Source organism: Acinetobacter sp. NIPH 817, assembly GCF_000368405.1.
Lineage (GTDB): Bacteria > Pseudomonadota > Gammaproteobacteria > Pseudomonadales > Moraxellaceae > Acinetobacter.
The window spans coordinates 57,306-75,163 of sequence record NZ_KB849420.1 but is presented as its reverse complement, the minus strand read 5'-3'; the positions used below and the strand labels follow the sequence as shown (position 1 = coordinate 75,163).

Sequence of the window (17,858 nt, the reverse complement as noted above, 5' to 3'; positions counted from 1 at the left end):
TCCACTTTTATCTTATTCATGATATTTAGAGGCAGCCTCAACGCTAGTTATAATATGTGCCATATTTTTTATAATTACAATCATTCAGCCCAAACTAAAAAATTATTTAAATTCAATAATAACAATACCTTAAAAACACAATGATTTGTTTTTTACAGATAAAAACATAATTTACTTTATATTTTTTAAAAATAGAAATGATGTAATGAGCTGAAATTTACGTCATTTTAAGTAGGTTTTTATGGGTTTAAGCAGTATAAATTAATTGAAAAAAACAGATTCAGAGAACTTATGAAGGTTGTGATTGCGCCAGACTCTTTTAAAGACAGCCTGTCGGCTTTGGGCGTCGCTCAAGCCATTGCCAAAGGATGGCAAGAGATTTTTCCAGATGCTGAAACACTGATATGTCCAATGGCAGACGGTGGTGAAGGAACTATAGAAGCTGTGTTAGAGGTCTGTGAAGGTGAATGGCGTGAAAAAACCGTAATGGGACCATTAGGTCAGTCTGTTCAAGCAAAATGGGGATGGTTAAAAAAACAAAAAATCGCCATCATTGAAATGGCTCAAGCCAGCGGCATACAGTTAGTTTCACCGGCTGAACGTGATGCCTGCCATAGCACAACGTTTGGCACAGGCCAACTCATTTTGGATGCTTTAAACGCAGGTGCAAAAGATATTATTTTAACTGTAGGTGGCAGTGCAACCAATGATGGCGGCACAGGAATACTCAGTACTTTGGGCGCAGTTTTGCTCGATGCCAATCAAAATGTTTTACCCGCAGGTGGACTTGCTCTTAAAAACCTATCACAAATTGATTTAACACATTTCGACTCGCGTATTCAGCACACACGGTTTTTACTGGCTGCCGATGTGACCAACCCACTTTGTGGTCCAAACGGCGCATCTTATATTTTTGGTCCACAAAAAGGTGCCAACCCTACTCAAGTACAGTTACTTGATGAAGCACTGACCCATTTTGCCGATGTCTCGCTTAAGCTTTTAGGTTTCGATAAACGAGATGAGGCGGGTTCTGGCGCTGCGGGAGGTTTAGGTTTTGCAGCCAAAAGTTATTTAAATGCTGAGTTTAAGGCTGGAGTTAAGGTTGTGGCTGAACTCAATCAGCTTGCACATAAAATCTCTAACGCGGATTGGGTCATTACAGGCGAAGGTAAATTTGATCAACAAACCTTAAGTGGTAAAACAGTTTTTGGGGTGAGTCAAATTGCCAAAACACACAATGTTCCTGTCCTTGTCATTGCAGGAACATTAGGTGAAGGCTACCAAGCGCTTTATGAGCACGGCGTTACGGCTGCATTTTCGCTAACTAATGGTCCCATCACATTAGAACAAGCCTGCAAACATGCAGGCGAACTGATTTATGAACGAACAATCGATATTGCAAGATTAATTCAGTTTAATATGAACCAATCCTAAACATTTCTTTGTTATTTTAAAAAACGGTCAAACCAACAAGTAGGAAAATCTTATGAATGTTATTGATGCCATCCGTAATCGCCGTGCAGTGAAACGCTTTGACCCTGCATTTCAACTTTCTGACGATAACAAAAAGCAGTTATTACAAGAAGTTTTAGCAAATGCACCAAGTGCGTTTAATTTACAGCACTGGCGTCCTGTTGTGATAGAAGATGCTGAACTCAGACAAAAGATTCGCACCATTGCTTGGGACCAACCACAAGTTACAGAGTCATCCTTACTGATTGTGCTATGTGCAAAAGTAAGCTCGTGGGAAGCCGATGCTCAACGCGTGTGGGATGGCGCGACTCCAGAGGTTCAAAATATTATGGTAGGTGCAATTGACCAATATTACCGTGACCGTCCACAAACCCAACGTGACGAAGTTATGCGTAGTGCGGGTATTTTTGCTCAAACCTTGATGCTTCTTGCGCAAGAGCATGGTTTAGACAGTTGCCCTATGGATGGTTTTGACTTTGATGCAATGGCAAAGCTGATTAACTTACCTGAAGATCACGTGGTGTGTTTAATGATTGCAGTTGGTAAGTCAGCTTCTCAGCCTTACCCACGTGTGGGCAAACTTCCTTACGATGATGTGATTATTCAAAATACATTCTAAGTTTTTAAATTTTAGGCCTTCATACCATTTACAGCATGAGGGCCTAATTTTTAATAGCTTTTATTATTTTTTTGAAACTATTTTCCTGCTGAGCTATTTAATCTATTCGTTAAACGGCGCACTAAAAGAAAAAATAAAGGCACAAAGAAAATAGAAAGTAGAGTTCCCGAAATCATACCGCCAGTGACGGCGATACCAATTTCTTTTCGGCTTACGGCTCCCGCTCCTGTAGACACGGCCAGTGGAAGAACACCAGCAACAAAGGCAAGAGATGTCATAATAATAGGCCTTAATCGCTGACCTGCTCCTTCAATAATCGCTTCCATTAACGCCTGACCTGCCTCCAATTTGGCTGCCGCAAATTCAACAATCAAAATAGCATTTTTGGCCGAAAGCCCAATTGTGGTGAGCATCGCCACCTGAAAGTAAATATCATTAACAAAACCTGCCAGACTTGCAGCAACTACAGCACCAATAAGACCTAAAGGAATAACCAACATGACAGAAACAGGAATAGACCAACTTTCATAAAGTGCTGCCAAACATAAAAAGATAAAGATGATTGAAGCCAAATATAACCATATCGTTTGTCCACCCGCTAACTTCTCTTGATAAGACAACCCACTCCACTGAAGATTAAAGCCTTGTTGTTGATCGACCAATTGCTGGATCTTATCCATAGCCCCACCAGAACTTTCACCCATTGCCGCAGAGCCTTGAAGTTGTACGGCTGAAAGACCATTAAAGCGTTGCAGCATTTGAGGCCCCATTTGCCACTTTACAGACGAAAAACTAGAAAATGGCGTCATTTGACCAGTAGCGCCACGAACATACCACTGCCCAATATCTTGAGGTAAAGAGCGATAGTCCGCTTCACCTTGTAAATAAACTCGCTTAACACGCCCCCTATCAATAAAATCATTAATATAAGATCCGCCCCAAGCAGAAGATAATGTATTACTTATATCAGCTTGAGCTAAACCAAGAGCGCTGGCTTTTCGTTGATCGATATCGACTTGTAACTGGGCTTTATCTTCTAAACTATTCAGGCGAACTGCTGCTAGGCCAGAATCAGCACTGGCTGCTTTTAACACATTATTTTGTGCTGCCAATAAAGCATCACGTCCTTTATTTTCAGCATCTTGCAGCCAAAGTTCAAAACCGCTTGATTGCCCAAGGCCTCTTACAGCAGCGGGTGAAAGTACCTGAACACGTGCATTACGCAGAGACTTAAAATGTGCATTTGCGCGAGCAATCACAGCTTCGGCTGTATTTTCAGTGCCTTCGCGGTCATCCCAATGTTTGAGTCCTGCAAATGCCATTCCCACATTTTGTCCACTACCTGCATTATTTCTTCCCATGACCATGAAAATCACATTGAGATTATCCTTTTCTTTCGTCAAGAAATAATCTGCGATTTGATTACCAACTCTTTCTGTTTCAGCTAATGTCGTGCCTACAGGCGTACTAAATTGAACCATAACTGAACCTTGGTCTTCTTGGGGTAAAAAACCCGTATTCATACGCGTATATTGCCAACCTAACAAAGCTGTAATACCCACGAATATGATCATAAATATTTTAGGTTTACCTAAAACTGCAAGCAGTTTTGTGCGGTAGCCTGACTGCCCTTGTTCAACTTTACGGTTGAACCAAGTAAAAAACTTCTTCTGCTTATGCTTTTCATTTGCAGGTTTAAGTAAGGTTGCACATAGCGCAGGTGAAAGTGTTAAAGCAACAATTGCCGAAAGTACCATTGCCGATACGAGCGTTACCGAAAATTGGCGATAGATAATCCCGACTGAGCCACCAAAAAATGCCATAGGTAAAAATACCGCTGCTAGTACCATTGCGATACCAACGAGTGCGCCAGATATTTCTTGCATTGAAATTATGGTGGCTTGCCGAGCATCAAGATTTTGCTCATGCATAACCCGCTCAACATTTTCCACGACCACAATTGCGTCATCTACAAGCAGGCCAATAGCCAAAACCATCGCAAATAAGGTCAGCGTATTAATGCTATAGCCCAATACGCTCAACACCCCAAATGTTCCCAACAATACGACTGGAACAGCAATTGCCGGTATTAAAGTCGCACGCCAGCTCTGCAAAAATAAGAACATGACGATAATAACGAGCACAATCGCCTCAGCTAAAGTTTTAATCACCCCATTTACCGAAGCTTCGACGAAGGGTGTACTGTCACGTGGATATGCAACCTTTAGACCTGCTGGCATAGAGGCAGTTAAACGCGTGACCTCAGCCTTAACTCTCTCAGCCGTCTCTAATGCATTGGCACCTGATGCAAGTTGAATAGACATCCCCGAAGCTGGCTTTCCATTCAGACGTGTAGAAGTCTGATAACTTTCAGCACCACGCTCGACTCGGGCAACATCTTTAAGTAATACGACCGCACCATTTGTTTCTGTCCGCAAAATAATATTTTCAAATTGGCTTACAGTTTGTAACCGAGATAGTGCAGTTACTGTTGCATTTAGAGCCTGCCCATCACGCGTAGGTAATGCGCCTAATTCTCCCGCTGTAATTTGAGTGTTTTGTGCTTCAATCGCAGTCCTGACATCTGAAGGCATTAATCCATAACTATTTAATTTATGAGGATCAAGCCATATACGCATTGCATATTGGGCACCGAATACAGTGATTTCACCTACCCCATCAACCCGACTTAATGGGTCTTGAAGTGTGCTCACCATATAATCTGATATATCAACAGAAGATCTAGTCCCACTTTCATCATAAAGCGCAAAGACTAGTAAACTATCGCCTTGTGACTTTGTTACAGTAATCCCTTGTTGCTGAACCTCTTGAGGTAATCGACTCAGCGCCTGATTCACAGCATTTTGCACCTGAACCTGCGCAGTGTCAGGATTAGTATTTTGATTAAAACTAAGACTTATGCGTGCTTGCCCCGCCGAACTACTACTCGATGAAAAATAAAGCAGACCGTCAATCCCTTTAATTTGTTGTTCCAAGATTTGAGTGACACTGTCTTCAACAGTTTTGGCCGATGCGCCCGGATAATTTGCTGTGACATTTACACCTGGTGGTGCAATGTCGGGATATTGCTCAATCGGCAAAGTCAAAATAGAAATTGCACCTAACGCCATAATACAAATAGAGAGGACCCAAGCAAAAATAGGTCGTGCAATAAAAAAACTCGACAACATAGGGAATCCTCAACTCATCGGGGTAGGTTCAATCGTCATGCCTGCACTTAAGCCTTGCAGGCCATCAACAATGACTTGATCTCCTGAGCTCAAGCCAGAGGTCACTAACCAACGATTATCAATCGCACTGCCTAAAGTAATTTTTCGTTGCTCGGCTTTATTATTTTTTCCAACAACCCATACAAGTGGATTTCCTTCGGCATCTCGAAAAAGTGAGCCTTGAGGAATTAAGATGCTGTTAGGCCGTGTACCAGCCCCAAGTTCCGCACGAACATACAAGCCCGGTAATAAAGCATTATTGGGATTGGAAAATGCAGCACGTAAGGTGACACTTCCTGTCGCTTCATCTACAGCAACATCACTAAACTTAAACGTTCCCTGTTCGGCATAAGTCGTACCATTTTCAAGCTGCAAACGTACTGAAAGTTCAGTTGGTTTTATTCCATTTTCAGTAAGCTGTTTACGTAGTGCCATATACTCATCACTCGACTGGGTCAAATCGACATACATGGGATCCAGTTTTTGAATTGTTGCTAAAGGATCTGTTTGAGCAGAAGTGACCAAAGCCCCACGTGTAATGGATGAACGCCCTATTCGTCCTGAAATAGGCGCAGTAACTTGCGTATAACGTAAATTGGTGCGAGCCGTTTTAAGTACAGCCTCATTTACCGCAACTGTAGCTTTTGCTTGTTCATATGCGCTTCGAGCATTGTCGAGCTCTTGCTGACTCACGCCATTTACTTTAATTAATTCTTTATAACGCTCAGCTTGCAAACGAGTCGAATTGACTGTTGCTTTAGCAAGTGCAAGATTACCTACAGCTTCATCAACACCATCCCGATAAAGTGAAGAATCAATTTTATAAAGGGGTTGTCCCTTGGTTACTTGTGTGCCCTCTTTAAATAATTGCTCTATCACTACCCCATTGACTTGCGGGCGAACTTGAGAGATTTCAGAAGCTACTGTTCTGCCAGCCAATTGATAAGTAGATTCAATGGACTCTGGTTTTATTGTGATAATACCCACCTGCTGAATATTTTTAGTGACAGGCTGATCAGAATCACATCCATTTAAAAAAACCAATAACGGCAATAAATATAAAAACTTACGATAATTAAAACTTAGATCAAGCATATCTGGTACCCCAGACTTATAGACAATTTATTTACTTTACTGTAAAGTAAATAATTAGGATGTGCAAGAAAGCTCTCATATGTTAAAAAAATCTCCAGGTCGCCCTTCTCGAATTCGCCCTACTATCCTTGCAGCGGCACGTGCACTATTTCTTGAGCATGGATTAGAAGTTCGTTTGGAAGCTATTGCAGCTAAAGCCGGAACAAATCGACAAACCTTATATAATCATTTCCCAACTAAGACGGCTCTACTTATTGAAGTTTTTGATCATTTAAAAACAGAAATGGAAGTACCTTTTGTTGAACAACATGAATTAAAAAATAAGCGCCTAGATCAATTACTCTTAGAAATTGGGCAGACTGTACAAAATCATTTTTATAATATTGACGTCATTCGTCTGCAAAGATTGTTGATTATTGCATTAGTTGAAATGAAGGAAATTCTTCCAAAAATTCAACAGCGTACTCAAGGAAATATTAAAAGATCGTTAGCCGATATTCTTGCAACAGCACACAATGCAGGCATTGTTAAAATTGATCAACCAGAGGAAGCAACAAAAGCCTTTCTCGGTGCTGTGATGGGATATGCTTATCCAGCGACCCTTATAAGTGGAAATATTCCGACTCCTCAAGAACTACAACAGTTAAATGAAGAGGTTTGCCGAACCTTTTTAAAAGCATGGCAATATAAAGAATAGATTTAAAAAAGCCCTTTTATAAGAAGGGCTTTTTCAAATGATTGGATCAGTTCATTTAGATTCTTTGTGAATACAAATATGACCGATAAACTTTCTAATATGAGAACCTCATAACCCCTAAGCTAAACCACCTTATTCCGATCATTCTCGATGTATGACATCGTAAGGTTAATTAAACAGTCAACTAACTCTTCAAAAGTAAAACCCATATTTTGTGAAGCAAAAAAGTTCATGGTTAAGGCAATACTTGAATGAATCAAAATATAAACCATCATTTTCAAATTTTTGATTTTTAATACTTCAGGATGCTTCATGGCATATTCAATGGCTAAGACATTAATTGCTTTTACAGCTTTTACATGGCTTGCTTCAGTACTATATTTAGAAGAAACACTCAGCCAATAAAAATATTTATTATTATCTTTTGCCAAAAATTCACCGATTTTCAAAAAAATTGTTCTGATTGCTTCAGGGATCTCTAAATCTAAAATTTCAGGAATTACATCATAAATGACTTTCGATATTTCCATAATAAAATGCTGCTGCATCTCAATAAAAAGTGCTTCTTTATTTTTGAAATATTCATAAAAACTCCCCGATCCTACACCTGCTATCTCACACACTTTAAGTACAGTTGTATGGTCTAAGCCATTTTTCATAACAGATATAAATCCTGCACTTACTATAGAATCAAATGTATTTTTAGCTCTATTTTGTTTTGGTTTTCTTATAGTTACCATTATGTTTTATCCTTCAAAAAATCCGTCTTTTTTCCGTATAAATTCATTGATAAATTCTAATGGAAATCAAAATTTGATCAATTATTTTTTAAAGATGAGTTAAAAAAATGAATACAGCTCTCGCTACAAATCAAAAAATTGTTCGTCGTAATGTTGAACTTTCTTACGATGCGAATAAAAATTACTCTTTTTATTACGAAGAAAATCCTGTCGTTACATCTTTATTCGTTGTACTTTCCGCCATGTTTCCTCCGGGAGAAATGTTCTTTATTGAAAGTATCAGAAACGTTCGAAATCAAATTAAGGATGAAAAACTTTTAGAAGATATCAGAGCCTTTATTGCTCAAGAAGCCTTTCATAGTCGTGAACATAAAACATTGAACAATCACCTCATACATTCTAACTATCCTGAAGTAATCGAGATTGAGGCCAAAACCAAAGCACGTTTGGATAAGTTACGTAAACTTTCAACGGTCGAACAAGTCGCGGCGACCGTAGTCATGGAACATTACACAGCCACCCTCGCTCGGCTATTGCTTACAGATCAGTTAATTAAACGAAAAACTACACAAGAGAGCAGAAATCTTTGGGAATGGCATGCACTCGAAGAGCTTGAACATAAGTCGGTTGCATTTGATGTGCTAAATGCCATTGGTGGCAACTCGAGCAAAAATAGAAAACTCGCTTTAGCTAGAGTCACAAAACTTATCATGCCTATTATGTTTGAATATTGGATAAAAATTTTAAAAAGAAAAGATATTAGATTTAGCTTAAAGCAGTTAAAGGATGGCATTTTTTTAGGATTTGGAGGAGTTAATCGGTTAGGAATTTTATCGAAAGCATTTGTAGATATGCTTGATGTCAGAAATGAAAATTTTAATCCTTTACACATGCAAACCGAACAATTAGAAGCCGAATTTCGAGAAAAACTATTTGGCCAACAAGGGGTTTTGAAGGAGTCTCTCAGCTAGAAAATCAATATATATAGGCCCTCATCTGAGGGCTTTTACAAATTTGATTTCCTTTCAAAATATGTAGATATTACATAGTCCTGCCGACTTTAAACTGCTTCAAAAAACATTCTAATATCATCTCTCGCTCCCCTATTTTATCTGAGCTTAAAAGCTGAATAATCGCACCTTCAATCATATATAAAAATAATTTGGCATCCTGAAAGGAAACATCGGTTTTTAGCTTTATAAGTTGGCTATAGATTTCATTAAGTAGCCACGTTCTATATCTCACTGCGATTTGATAGGCTTTCGGATAGGTCAGTTTCGTTTCAAAAATGGCTTTAAATAATAAATAGTACAGTCCTTCTAAATCAGTATATAAAAGATAAAGTGTTTTGAGTTTATCCCTTACACCTGCACCTTGGTCGTAGTCAGCAATTGAAACTACTTTTTCTTTTAAGCGTTCTTTTTGCACAGTCATACAGATTTCGATAAACCGCTCTTTAGAGTGAAAATAATGATAAAAAGTGGCTTTGGGAATTTGAGATTCTTTCACGATTCTGTCGATTCCAACCGTATGAAATCCGTGGTGGTGAAACAGATCAATCGATTTATTTACGACTTGTATGGCACGTGGGGAGATCACTAAATTTCGCATAGTTTTACCGTTATAAAATTATTGTTGTAGATAAACGAGATACTTTTTTGGGAGAAAAAAAGGCATAGCAAAGCCGTAAAGACTGTGCATGGCACATCTCAAGTTTTATTGTTGATTAAGTTTTTTAGTCGTGATGATTTAAAGCCTGAAAAGCCCAATGGCCATCAAACTGCTTTAAAATTTTAAGTGGTGTCGATATAGACTTTGGCAAAGGCTGCCAAGAAATTAAGAATGTGCAAAGCCAACTCCTTTTTATTGGGAGTTCTGCCAGACATGAATAGGAATTATGGTGGCAGAACGAGAAAGGGTTCGCAGACTAGCATTATCTCAAACTAGCACACCCGAGGGTGTCCCTCTCCCGTCCTACCGCTACGGGAAAGGGACGAGTAGCTACCACACAAGACTATTCCTCAGAAGGAATGACTCTGATGCGGGAGATAATATGCGGTCTGCGACGACCGACTGGCAATGTAGGCCAGCAGGCAAAGGATAGTGCTCCGCCCTTTTGCAGTCAAGCACACAAAATGACATTTGTTTTAAATTAGATCATTAAAAAGTAAGGATAAATAATGAGGGAGTTATTGTTAAAGTGGGGTTTATAAAGGGGGAGATAATTGGCTTGGAAGGCTGTTTAGGATAGCCAGAATTTTTAAATAAGGTGTATCTTATTAATTTTAGAATACCCTTAAAACATAGGTTATTGAATGTATCAAGAATATAAAAAACTTTTAAAAATTAGAAAGTACTTTGTTTTATTTACACTTTTTGGAAATCCTTTTTTCTTGTTTTGTATCTTTCAGCTTCTCACCTACTTTAACGTTAATATTTCAGTGACTACACTTGTTTTAATTATAGTAGCTTTATTACTCATGCTTTTTAGTAGCTTTTTTTTCTTGTCTAAAGATATTTGTCCTTGGTGTAAAGAGAGTTTTTTTACTGAAGGTTTTGGAACGGATGGAATAAGCCTTGTATTTAGAAAAAATTGCAAGACTTGCGGAATGCCAAAAAAATCAAAACATTCTTAATATTAAAATCTTATTTCATATAAAATGAAGAAGCATACTAATGATAGGTTACTCATATAAGACATATTATATGAGACTAAAAGGTGAATAAAATTAAATGAGTGATGCAGAAAAATTGCAGTTCAAATTAGAGTTACTACTAAATTTAAAATCTGCTAAAGACATTCAAAACTGGGCTATAGATAGGTTAGATAAAAACCCAGCAGACTTATTAGCTTTGGAAGTTTGCTTTTTCTCTAAAGATAATAAAGTCTTAGATTATTTTAATAATATTAGTATTGCTGAAACTACTATAGAACCTACTCTTAAGAAAAAAATTCTTTATGAAGTATTAAAAAAATATACAGAGATAATACCCTCTATCGGATATTCAATAGAATTAATTTCTAATTTATTTGCAATTTTAATAAAAATATCTAGATTTGCTGAAGATGAAAATCTATACGATTTTATAAATTATTATGATGATGAGTTGTATCTGGCTTTAGAAGGTATATCTAAATTAGAACCAGAAGAGATATGGCCTACCTTCTTAAATGATCTTAAAAATTGGCTTTCATTATAATTTGAGCTTATTTCATAGCCTGACTACTCTTAAAAATTAAACTCCATTAAGGAAGCTGGATCATATTTTTCTAATAATTTTCCAACTCAAGCTCTAAATCATTTAGTACCTGTCCTATCTCTGGAGTTATGCCATTGTTTGAAGGACTGTAAATCAAAACAGCCAATTTATGATAGGCTGTTTTTAAGCTAGAGAGTTTTTTATCAGATGCAGTATGTTAATTTTAGAAATAGTTTGAAAAGTAACTTCTAATAATATTTGATTGTTTCTTTTGAAGAAAAATTAAAAATCTCCAATAACATAGACCAGGAAATAATATAAAAATAATAAAAGATATATCGGTGTACATCATCCACCATTTTGGAGGTGCTTCTCCCTCCATAGATTCCATATAATTTATTTTTGGAGAAATTTCTCCTGTAAAAATCCATCCTAAGAAAAAGAAAAAGAAAAACAGCGAGGTTATAACTATCGAACTAATACAGATAGCCCACACATTGAGATAATTATAATGATTTAAAAGCATGGAAAAAATAAAGGTAAAAGGTACAGTCAAAATACAATAAGCTAAATAAACAATGCTATAACCTACAATACCAAGAAAAAATGCAAAAATGTGATCTAAGTTAAATTCGACTTTATCCACATCCATGAATTTAAAAAAGAAATGCCATAAAAGTAATGGCAATGGAGTAAGCAATAAAGCTTTTTTAATTTGTTCACTTGAGTATTTCATTAACTTGATATTCTTATATATTTAACAATCATATTGCTATTATATATATTAATATAAAAAGTTAGCATCAATAATTTCATGCTTACGCAGTTTTTTTACTTATCCTTATATGTAATAGTTGGCATAAATTTGATTTATCACTTTCATTATCTATAAATGAAGAGTGTGATGAGATCCTAAAAATTTATAAGTTTGAGAAGTTCATTGTAACTATTGAGTTTATAAAACTGTGAAGATAAGAGTAACTTACCTATAGATCAGTCTGTTATAGTGACAAAGAAATCATCAATAATATTATAATCCATATCAAAAATAGTTTCGTAATATGCTATTTTTAAATTATCTAACGATAAAATATCTATCTTACAAACATAGACCAATACTTGACATAGATCAGTTTTTAGGACGATAGTATCTAATTTAAAAACCAGAGAATTAACATCTTCAAATATATCTAAATCATGAGCGTTATTTTCATTAAAAATCTTTCTTAAACGTTCTAATGAAATCCTTTCAATTAAAATATTATTCATTTCACATTTTCTTATAAAAAAATTTATTTACTCTAATTTCAACTATCACAATTGATTCTATAAAACATATCATTAAGATTACCTAATGTCTTATCTTTAACAATATCTAATAATGCATCACGCAAACAATCAATCGTCACTTCCTCTAAAATTAGCATGTTAGATTGCCCAAAATAACGACCAAAATGACAATCACCACTTGCTCTAAATTTATTCATTAAATATTCAATATTTTTAAGCGTTACTGCTGTTCCAGCATATTTAATATTACCTACAGTAATATTAAATTATATATTTTGCTCAGCCACATTAAAACTATCCAATTCATGCACTACCAATATTTTAAATTCAGAACATTCATAATGTAAGCGTTTTATAAACCAAGATTGCATTACTAAAACAGCAATAAAAATCACATTTTTAAGCATAAAGAAAATAAATTATATTTACTTTGCTACCTTCAAAATTTAACCTATAAGACGTATTTATGTGAAGTTCAAGTCCCCCACTTTGATCATATGAAGTATAAACTGATTTATTTTCCTCAATTTTTTAAACATAAGTTAGTTAAAATTTGAAGTTTACCATCACTAACTCCATAATTTTTCATTAAGGTCACAAACCAAGAAACATGCTCATTGAAATCTTCAAGTTGATCTACATCTATAGTTAGCAAACAAATACCCAATCTTACTCTCAATATATCTTTATTATAGAATTCCATAGGGGCTTTTCGCTCGTCAATATAATTCCAATACCAATCTAAAGCATCTTCTCTATCTTTACTAACTATACAACCATTTAATCTTCTTTTAGTGACATCAATAGCATCATAATCGAAATCTTTGAATGTTATATCACACTCACTTAAGATAGTAACTGCTGAATTTAAATAACTATTAACTAATATCTTAGCATCCATATTATGTTTAATACCCTCTATTTAACATTACGTAAGATTTAAAGTAGATTTTTCGTTTAGAAGCTCAATTAAGTATTCAAAATCATCAGGGTTATTAAAAGAGTACTTTGTTTCTTCAAAGTACTTCCACGTAATGTTCAAAGGTATAGTTATACAACCAATACCACCAGTGAGACTATCCGACAAACCACCAAAACTAGAACCAAAGTAGCCCATCAATCCATTCACTTCCTCACCTATACAGCATAAGAAATCATTAAAGGACTTGATATTTCTACCATCTATAACTATTGAACTTACTAAGTTTAGAGGCTTGTACTGTTGAACCCAATGCGAAACTTCTATCCATTTCTTTTTCTCTTCTTCGTTTAAATTGCTCCAGTCTTGTAATTTAAGCTGATTTTTTCGATATTTTTTAATTAAATCAAATTTAAAGTCATCAAAACAAGTCTCTTCTTCGCATAAATTTAATATTAATTTATTATCTTTCACTTCAAAAAATTCAATACTAGAACTTAAAACTCCAAAATATTCTTTATTTTCTTTTAAGAAGAATAAATTAATGCCATAGATATCATATTTATATTTTTTACTCTTTTTATCTTTATTTATTTCACCCTCGCCCAAAAAACCATAAAAAACAACTTGAGCATCAGTGATTACACAATTTTCTGAAAGATATCCGCTCCAAATAGCTACATCATCATCAAACTCACTAAATGCACTTATTTCAATATAAAAAATATATTCTTCTGTAAGTTCAGAACTCATATAGTATTTTCCTCTATCTCTGCTTTATTTTTCAACTTTGACTGGTTACTAGTATGAAATTTCTAATGATGAATATTTCTTTAAGACTTCAATAAAATCATCTAGATGATAAAAAAATTCTTTTGACTCAAAATTATCTTTAGAGTATTGAAAATTTATCCATTTAACTTTTAAAGGCAAATCGCACAGTACATCAGTAAATGCATTAAAATTATAACCTAAGTATCCTAATACTCCATAAACCTCCTCTCCAAAATAACAATACACATCTTCTTCACACGATAAGTATTTACCATCAACAATTATATTTAATGATAAAGGTTCCCCTCTTTCGTTCATTCTAAAATAAGCAAAATCTAACCAGCATCTTTTTTCTAGTTTTGTAAAATTAAGCCATCTCTTTTTACCTATAGTTTCATTTGAAAGACAAATCAATAGCTCTTCTTTCTTTTTAAATTTTTCAAAATTTTCTAAGTTATTTTTTCCTATAAGATCAAAATCTGGATCAAATTCAATAGAGAGTTCTTCACCATCGAAAGTAAAATTTTCAGAAAGAATTAAGCGATTTTCTATATTATTTTCTTTTAATTCTGTACTGAGCTTGTGCCGAGACTCAATCATTATATAACTGTAAGAATAATCATTTTCTCCAAGATAATTACTAAAAATTCTTAAAGAATTTTCAAGGTGTTTTAAATCATTAAAATTACTCACCACAACTTTATTATTATCAGCCCATATTCTTTCAAAATAAATTCTATCAATAATTTCATCTTTTTCTTCTTCATAAATGTACTTACATAAGTTTAGTTCAAACAATTTTCAATTCCTAATAATTTTCCAATTCATGCTCTAAATCATTTAGTACCTGTCCTATCTCTGGAGTTACACCATTGTTTAAAGGAGTATAAAAAATGCCTATTAATGCCTCATCATCTTTTAATGTAGGTAACAATTCATTCATGAAGTCATCTAAAGAAATCAGCTCAGCTTCATATCCTCCCCACTCATTCTCAGCACATAAATCGGCATATTCTTTCGCTGGCCACACTGGAAATACTTTTTGATTATCCTCTGTTCCAGCTAACGCCCATCCATCCTTGTACAAGCCCCAAACTTCTTGCGTATCGGCAACAACTTTTATGAAATGCTTATATCTTTTATTACCCTTTAGTGCAATTATTGCATCTATTTGCTTTTGACTAATTTTCATAATTTTAAATCTGTAAGTTATTAAGAATTAATCAAACATTACCAAAGGAACCAAAACCATCAGTATAACCACCATATTGACTAGCGATATTATTTAGATCTTCTTCGAATTTTATAATGTCATCATAAAATGGAATCATTGTATTCGTACAATAACAAGTCCATTCCTTAGTATCATCATCTTGCTCAACACTGGCTTTACAGCCTAATCTTTTAACCTCTATAGAAACCTTTTCTCCAATCTCTTCCGAAGGTATTACAATAAAGAAATCTATTTCCATCGGCTTTGTTAGATCAAATCCATTTTTCTTAAATTCGTTTAAAGTATCTCCGGTTGCATCCTTAGGAAATTGATCCATTTCATCCCCAGTTTTGTACTAATATTATTTTTGAGATTATCATCTTTCAAAAGTTTTTTGAGAATCCTTAATAAAATATTATTAATAGATTTAGAACTAAAAATTTACTAAAACTATCTCAAAGTTGAAACCAAGGTTTCTTTGGCGCAGCCCCAGTATACGCAGGACTAACTTTAATTGGCCCCTGACCTTTTTCGCATTCTTGAACACCCCACTCACTAGGGCGAAAACGCGCATTAGATCCATCGGGTTCAGGTTTACCAAATTCTTTTGCAATATCGTGATCAATTAATGGAATTTCAAATAACACGATTTCTCCACGAGAACAGTCGATTGTAGGACGTTTCGTATCGTAAACCCATTTACCATAACCATTTTCCTCATTAGGATCAAAGCGCATGACTGGACCTATCTGCTGATCCCACGCCAACTCCATTCGAGGAGGCTCCATCGCAATTACCCACATTCCTGCAACTTGTACAGGATGAGGAAAGTGTACAGCCTGTAATCCCCGTAAACTAAAGGGTACTTGTGGTTCACCGTTGTCAAAAGCATCGTAACGACTAATTAAACTTCCTTTGGGAATCAACAGTTCCCCATATTGTGCATCTTGAGATAAAACGAAATGACGGCGACTTTCCTTGTAATGCTGCTTAAGTGCAATCTCATATTTTACCGATGCAGTCATATAAAATAAATAACCTGCCCATAGATCACATATCAATGCCAACAGCGTAATGAATAATGTCTTTCGAGAAAAAAAACTCACAGATATTTGAGCCTTCTTTCGCCAAAAGAATAGTGCTTTCACCAATAAACCTAGTGTTAGTACAACACCAATTAATGGCACAATAAACAACATAAAAATTGCAAAAAGTGAAAATGGTTGTATAGGTATCATAATTGTTAAATCTTTAACTTCATATTTTTTAAAGGTGAGTCCTAAGAAAATTATATATCCATATTTAAAAAATACGGCATTGCTATTTAGTACTTTTATTTTTAAATAAATACATCTTTTTCTCAATTTAAAATAATGGGCATTATATGAATTATAAAAATAAAACGAACCCAATAACGCTAATCTAAATAAAAAAGCTAAGCCCCGATTACCGTGACTTAGCTTTAAAATAATTTTAAATTAAAAAATTACTTATTTGATGTCAGTAAACTCAGAAACAGGTTTGTTAACTTCAACTTTTGTACCAGCAAATTTTTCGCTCACAAACTTTTGTACTTTAGGTAAGTGGTAAAGTTCACCCAATTTCGTATAGATCGGGTCATTTTTATTCGCTTCAGCCACACCTAATAAGTTCACATAAAGCTTTGTAGACTGGTCAATAGGTTCACGGAAGATAGAATCTTTCAGAACGTTTAAACCGCCTTCAAGTGCCAATGTATTACCCAATACAATTGCATCAACGTCGTTTTTAACACGAACTGCTGTTGTCATTTGAATTGGTTTTAATTTTAAACCTTTAGGGTTTTCAGCGATGTCATTCGTTGTCCCTTTTACAGGGTCAAAGTCTGGTTTAAGTTTAATAAGTTTAGCAGACTGTAATAATGTTAATGCACGTGCTTCGTTAGCGGTATCGTTTGGAATCGCGATTGTAGCGCCTTGTGGGAACTCATCAACAGTTTTAACTTTATCTGCATAAAGACCCATTGGTTCCAAGTAAGTTGTTGCAACAGCAGCAACTTTAGCTGTATTAGAAGCGTTGTAAGCTGCTAAATAGTTAAATGACTGGAACGCGTTTACATCTTGTTCGCCACTTGCTACAGATGTGTTCAACACAACGTAGTCAGTCAAGTTAGTCACTTCGAGTTTAATGCCCGCTTCTTTAGTTTCAGGAAGCGTTGCAACATATTTCCATACGTCAGTGTCTGAACCTGTTGAAACAAGTTTAATTGTGCGTACTGACTCAGCTTTGTCTTTAGCTGGTGCTGAATTTTCAGTTTGTGCAGGTTGTTTATTACATGCAGTCAGTGTGAGTACAGATGCACTGAACAGGACACTAAATAATTTTTTCATAGATACATCCTAAAATAGGAAATGCCTACTCTACAAAAGAGCGCGGCATTCCCAACCATTGGGTCGAAATGCGATATTTGGCTGGAAGTAATTCCAGATATATAAGGGTTTAGAAGCCTGAATTCAGCCTTATTTCTTCCTTGATCTTGCTCGCTGAACAACAGAATTATGTTTTGAATCAGTTTCTAAATATTGGATCATCATATATCAATAAGTGAATATTCTACAAATAACTTGT

Annotated in this window: 20 protein-coding genes; 6 read left to right on the top strand and 14 right to left on the bottom strand. The window is 35.3% G+C overall.

Annotated features, from left to right (window positions below; genetic code table 11):
* The first annotated feature begins 291 nt into the window (after positions 1 to 291).
* Both F968_RS03950 and F968_RS03945 read left to right on the top strand, forming a co-directional pair.
* Positions 292 to 1,434 (top strand): glycerate kinase, encoded by a 1,143-nt coding sequence (locus F968_RS03950; protein WP_004790552.1) that lies wholly within the window; start codon positions 292 to 294, stop codon positions 1,432 to 1,434.
* Between the two features lie 52 nt (positions 1,435 to 1,486).
* Complete coding sequence (locus F968_RS03945) at positions 1,487 to 2,092, top strand: nitroreductase family protein (RefSeq protein WP_004790550.1); 606 nt, start codon at positions 1,487 to 1,489, stop codon at positions 2,090 to 2,092.
* 77 nt (positions 2,093 to 2,169) lie between these two features.
* On the opposite strand, the gene adeE is transcribed toward F968_RS03945, so the two are convergent.
* Together adeE and adeD are read right to left on the bottom strand one after the other, a co-directional pair.
* Positions 2,170 to 5,283, bottom strand: a complete 3,114-nt coding sequence (gene adeE / locus F968_RS03940) for a multidrug efflux RND transporter permease subunit AdeE (protein ID WP_004790549.1) — start codon at positions 5,281 to 5,283, stop codon at positions 2,170 to 2,172.
* Positions 5,284 to 5,292: 9 nt separating this feature from the next.
* Positions 5,293 to 6,417: a multidrug efflux RND transporter periplasmic adaptor subunit AdeD gene (gene adeD / locus F968_RS03935; protein WP_004790548.1), complete on the bottom strand. Its 1,125-nt coding sequence runs from the start codon at positions 6,415 to 6,417 to the stop codon at positions 5,293 to 5,295.
* A 79-nt stretch (positions 6,418 to 6,496) separates the two neighbouring features.
* On the opposite strand from adeD, the gene F968_RS03930 reads away from it, so the two are divergent.
* A complete protein-coding gene (locus F968_RS03930) occupies positions 6,497 to 7,114 on the top strand; it encodes a TetR/AcrR family transcriptional regulator (protein WP_004790547.1) in 618 nt (205 codons plus the stop codon).
* 122 nt (positions 7,115 to 7,236) lie between these two features.
* On the opposite strand, the gene F968_RS03925 is transcribed toward F968_RS03930, so the two are convergent.
* Complete coding sequence (locus F968_RS03925; protein ID WP_004790546.1) at positions 7,237 to 7,854, bottom strand: TetR/AcrR family transcriptional regulator; 618 nt, start codon at positions 7,852 to 7,854, stop codon at positions 7,237 to 7,239.
* 107 nt (positions 7,855 to 7,961) lie between these two features.
* On the opposite strand from F968_RS03925, the gene F968_RS03920 reads away from it, so the two are divergent.
* Positions 7,962 to 8,825: a metal-dependent hydrolase gene (locus F968_RS03920; protein WP_004790545.1), complete on the top strand. Its 864-nt coding sequence runs from the start codon at positions 7,962 to 7,964 to the stop codon at positions 8,823 to 8,825.
* A gap of 70 nt (positions 8,826 to 8,895) precedes the next feature.
* Here the strand turns inward: F968_RS03920 and F968_RS03915 are convergent, their stop codons facing one another.
* The gene (locus F968_RS03915; RefSeq protein ID WP_004790544.1) at positions 8,896 to 9,465 is read right to left on the bottom strand and encodes a TetR/AcrR family transcriptional regulator; all 570 of its coding nucleotides are present in this window, start codon (positions 9,463 to 9,465) and stop codon (positions 8,896 to 8,898) included.
* Positions 9,466 to 10,169: 704 nt separating this feature from the next.
* Here F968_RS03915 and F968_RS03910 point away from each other — a divergent pair.
* Together F968_RS03910 and F968_RS03905 are read left to right on the top strand one after the other, a co-directional pair.
* Positions 10,170 to 10,490, top strand: a complete 321-nt coding sequence (locus F968_RS03910; RefSeq protein WP_004790542.1) for a hypothetical protein — start codon at positions 10,170 to 10,172, stop codon at positions 10,488 to 10,490.
* A gap of 97 nt (positions 10,491 to 10,587) precedes the next feature.
* Positions 10,588 to 11,055 (top strand): hypothetical protein, encoded by a 468-nt coding sequence (locus tag F968_RS03905; protein ID WP_004790540.1) that lies wholly within the window; start codon positions 10,588 to 10,590, stop codon positions 11,053 to 11,055.
* A gap of 223 nt (positions 11,056 to 11,278) precedes the next feature.
* Here the strand turns inward: F968_RS03905 and F968_RS03900 are convergent, their stop codons facing one another.
* The 10 genes from F968_RS03900 to F968_RS03855 all read right to left on the bottom strand — a co-directional run bounded on the left by F968_RS03900 (position 11,279) and on the right by F968_RS03855 (position 17,620).
* Entirely contained in the window at positions 11,279 to 11,791 is a 513-nt protein-coding gene (locus tag F968_RS03900; protein WP_004790538.1) for a hypothetical protein, read from the bottom strand.
* Positions 11,792 to 12,048: 257 nt separating this feature from the next.
* Entirely contained in the window at positions 12,049 to 12,324 is a 276-nt protein-coding gene (locus tag F968_RS03895) for a hypothetical protein (protein WP_004790536.1), read from the bottom strand.
* A 38-nt stretch (positions 12,325 to 12,362) separates the two neighbouring features.
* Positions 12,363 to 12,542 carry a hypothetical protein gene (locus F968_RS20525; RefSeq protein WP_004790535.1) on the bottom strand — a complete coding sequence of 60 codons (180 nt, stop codon included), beginning with the start codon at positions 12,540 to 12,542 and terminating at the stop codon, positions 12,363 to 12,365.
* Positions 12,543 to 12,868: 326 nt separating this feature from the next.
* Complete coding sequence (locus F968_RS03885; protein ID WP_004790532.1) at positions 12,869 to 13,246, bottom strand: hypothetical protein; 378 nt, start codon at positions 13,244 to 13,246, stop codon at positions 12,869 to 12,871.
* 27 nt (positions 13,247 to 13,273) lie between these two features.
* The gene (locus F968_RS03880; RefSeq protein WP_004790530.1) at positions 13,274 to 14,017 is read right to left on the bottom strand and encodes a barstar family protein; all 744 of its coding nucleotides are present in this window, start codon (positions 14,015 to 14,017) and stop codon (positions 13,274 to 13,276) included.
* 48 nt (positions 14,018 to 14,065) lie between these two features.
* Positions 14,066 to 14,836, bottom strand: a complete 771-nt coding sequence (locus tag F968_RS03875; RefSeq protein WP_004790527.1) for a barstar family protein — start codon at positions 14,834 to 14,836, stop codon at positions 14,066 to 14,068.
* Positions 14,837 to 14,846: 10 nt separating this feature from the next.
* The gene (locus F968_RS03870; protein ID WP_004790525.1) at positions 14,847 to 15,230 is read right to left on the bottom strand and encodes a DUF2750 domain-containing protein; all 384 of its coding nucleotides are present in this window, start codon (positions 15,228 to 15,230) and stop codon (positions 14,847 to 14,849) included.
* Positions 15,231 to 15,261: 31 nt separating this feature from the next.
* On the bottom strand, positions 15,262 to 15,588 hold the full coding sequence (locus F968_RS03865) for a ribonuclease E inhibitor RraB (RefSeq protein WP_004790523.1): 327 nt from the start codon (positions 15,586 to 15,588) through the stop codon (positions 15,262 to 15,264).
* 118 nt (positions 15,589 to 15,706) lie between these two features.
* A complete protein-coding gene (locus F968_RS03860; protein WP_081399593.1) occupies positions 15,707 to 16,447 on the bottom strand; it encodes a hypothetical protein in 741 nt (246 codons plus the stop codon).
* Between the two features lie 294 nt (positions 16,448 to 16,741).
* Positions 16,742 to 17,620: a MetQ/NlpA family ABC transporter substrate-binding protein gene (locus F968_RS03855; protein ID WP_004790519.1), complete on the bottom strand. Its 879-nt coding sequence runs from the start codon at positions 17,618 to 17,620 to the stop codon at positions 16,742 to 16,744.
* Positions 17,621 to 17,858: the final 238 nt, after the last annotated feature.

Excerpts from the sequence above, each read along its gene's own strand:
- F968_RS03950 (WP_004790552.1), top strand. The coding sequence starts at position 292 with ATGAAGGTTGTGATTGCGCCAGACTCTTTTAAAGACAGCCTGTCGGCT.
- F968_RS03945 (WP_004790550.1), top strand. The coding sequence starts at position 1,487 with ATGAATGTTATTGATGCCATCCGTAATCGCCGTGCAGTGAAACGCTTT.
- adeE (WP_004790549.1), bottom strand. The coding sequence starts at position 5,283 with ATGTTGTCGAGTTTTTTTATTGCACGACCTATTTTTGCTTGGGTCCTC.
- adeD (WP_004790548.1), bottom strand. The coding sequence starts at position 6,417 with ATGCTTGATCTAAGTTTTAATTATCGTAAGTTTTTATATTTATTGCCG.
- F968_RS03930 (WP_004790547.1), top strand. The coding sequence starts at position 6,497 with ATGTTAAAAAAATCTCCAGGTCGCCCTTCTCGAATTCGCCCTACTATC.
- F968_RS03925 (WP_004790546.1), bottom strand. The coding sequence starts at position 7,854 with ATGGTAACTATAAGAAAACCAAAACAAAATAGAGCTAAAAATACATTT.
- F968_RS03920 (WP_004790545.1), top strand. The coding sequence starts at position 7,962 with ATGAATACAGCTCTCGCTACAAATCAAAAAATTGTTCGTCGTAATGTT.
- F968_RS03915 (WP_004790544.1), bottom strand. The coding sequence starts at position 9,465 with ATGCGAAATTTAGTGATCTCCCCACGTGCCATACAAGTCGTAAATAAA.
- F968_RS03910 (WP_004790542.1), top strand. The coding sequence starts at position 10,170 with ATGTATCAAGAATATAAAAAACTTTTAAAAATTAGAAAGTACTTTGTT.
- F968_RS03905 (WP_004790540.1), top strand. The coding sequence starts at position 10,588 with ATGAGTGATGCAGAAAAATTGCAGTTCAAATTAGAGTTACTACTAAAT.
- F968_RS03900 (WP_004790538.1), bottom strand. The coding sequence starts at position 11,791 with ATGAAATACTCAAGTGAACAAATTAAAAAAGCTTTATTGCTTACTCCA.
- F968_RS03895 (WP_004790536.1), bottom strand. The coding sequence starts at position 12,324 with ATGAATAATATTTTAATTGAAAGGATTTCATTAGAACGTTTAAGAAAG.
- F968_RS20525 (WP_004790535.1), bottom strand. The coding sequence starts at position 12,542 with ATGAATAAATTTAGAGCAAGTGGTGATTGTCATTTTGGTCGTTATTTT.
- F968_RS03885 (WP_004790532.1), bottom strand. The coding sequence starts at position 13,246 with ATGGATGCTAAGATATTAGTTAATAGTTATTTAAATTCAGCAGTTACT.
- F968_RS03880 (WP_004790530.1), bottom strand. The coding sequence starts at position 14,017 with ATGAGTTCTGAACTTACAGAAGAATATATTTTTTATATTGAAATAAGT.
- F968_RS03870 (WP_004790525.1), bottom strand. The coding sequence starts at position 15,230 with ATGAAAATTAGTCAAAAGCAAATAGATGCAATAATTGCACTAAAGGGT.
- F968_RS03865 (WP_004790523.1), bottom strand. The coding sequence starts at position 15,588 with ATGGATCAATTTCCTAAGGATGCAACCGGAGATACTTTAAACGAATTT.
- F968_RS03855 (WP_004790519.1), bottom strand. The coding sequence starts at position 17,620 with ATGAAAAAATTATTTAGTGTCCTGTTCAGTGCATCTGTACTCACACTG.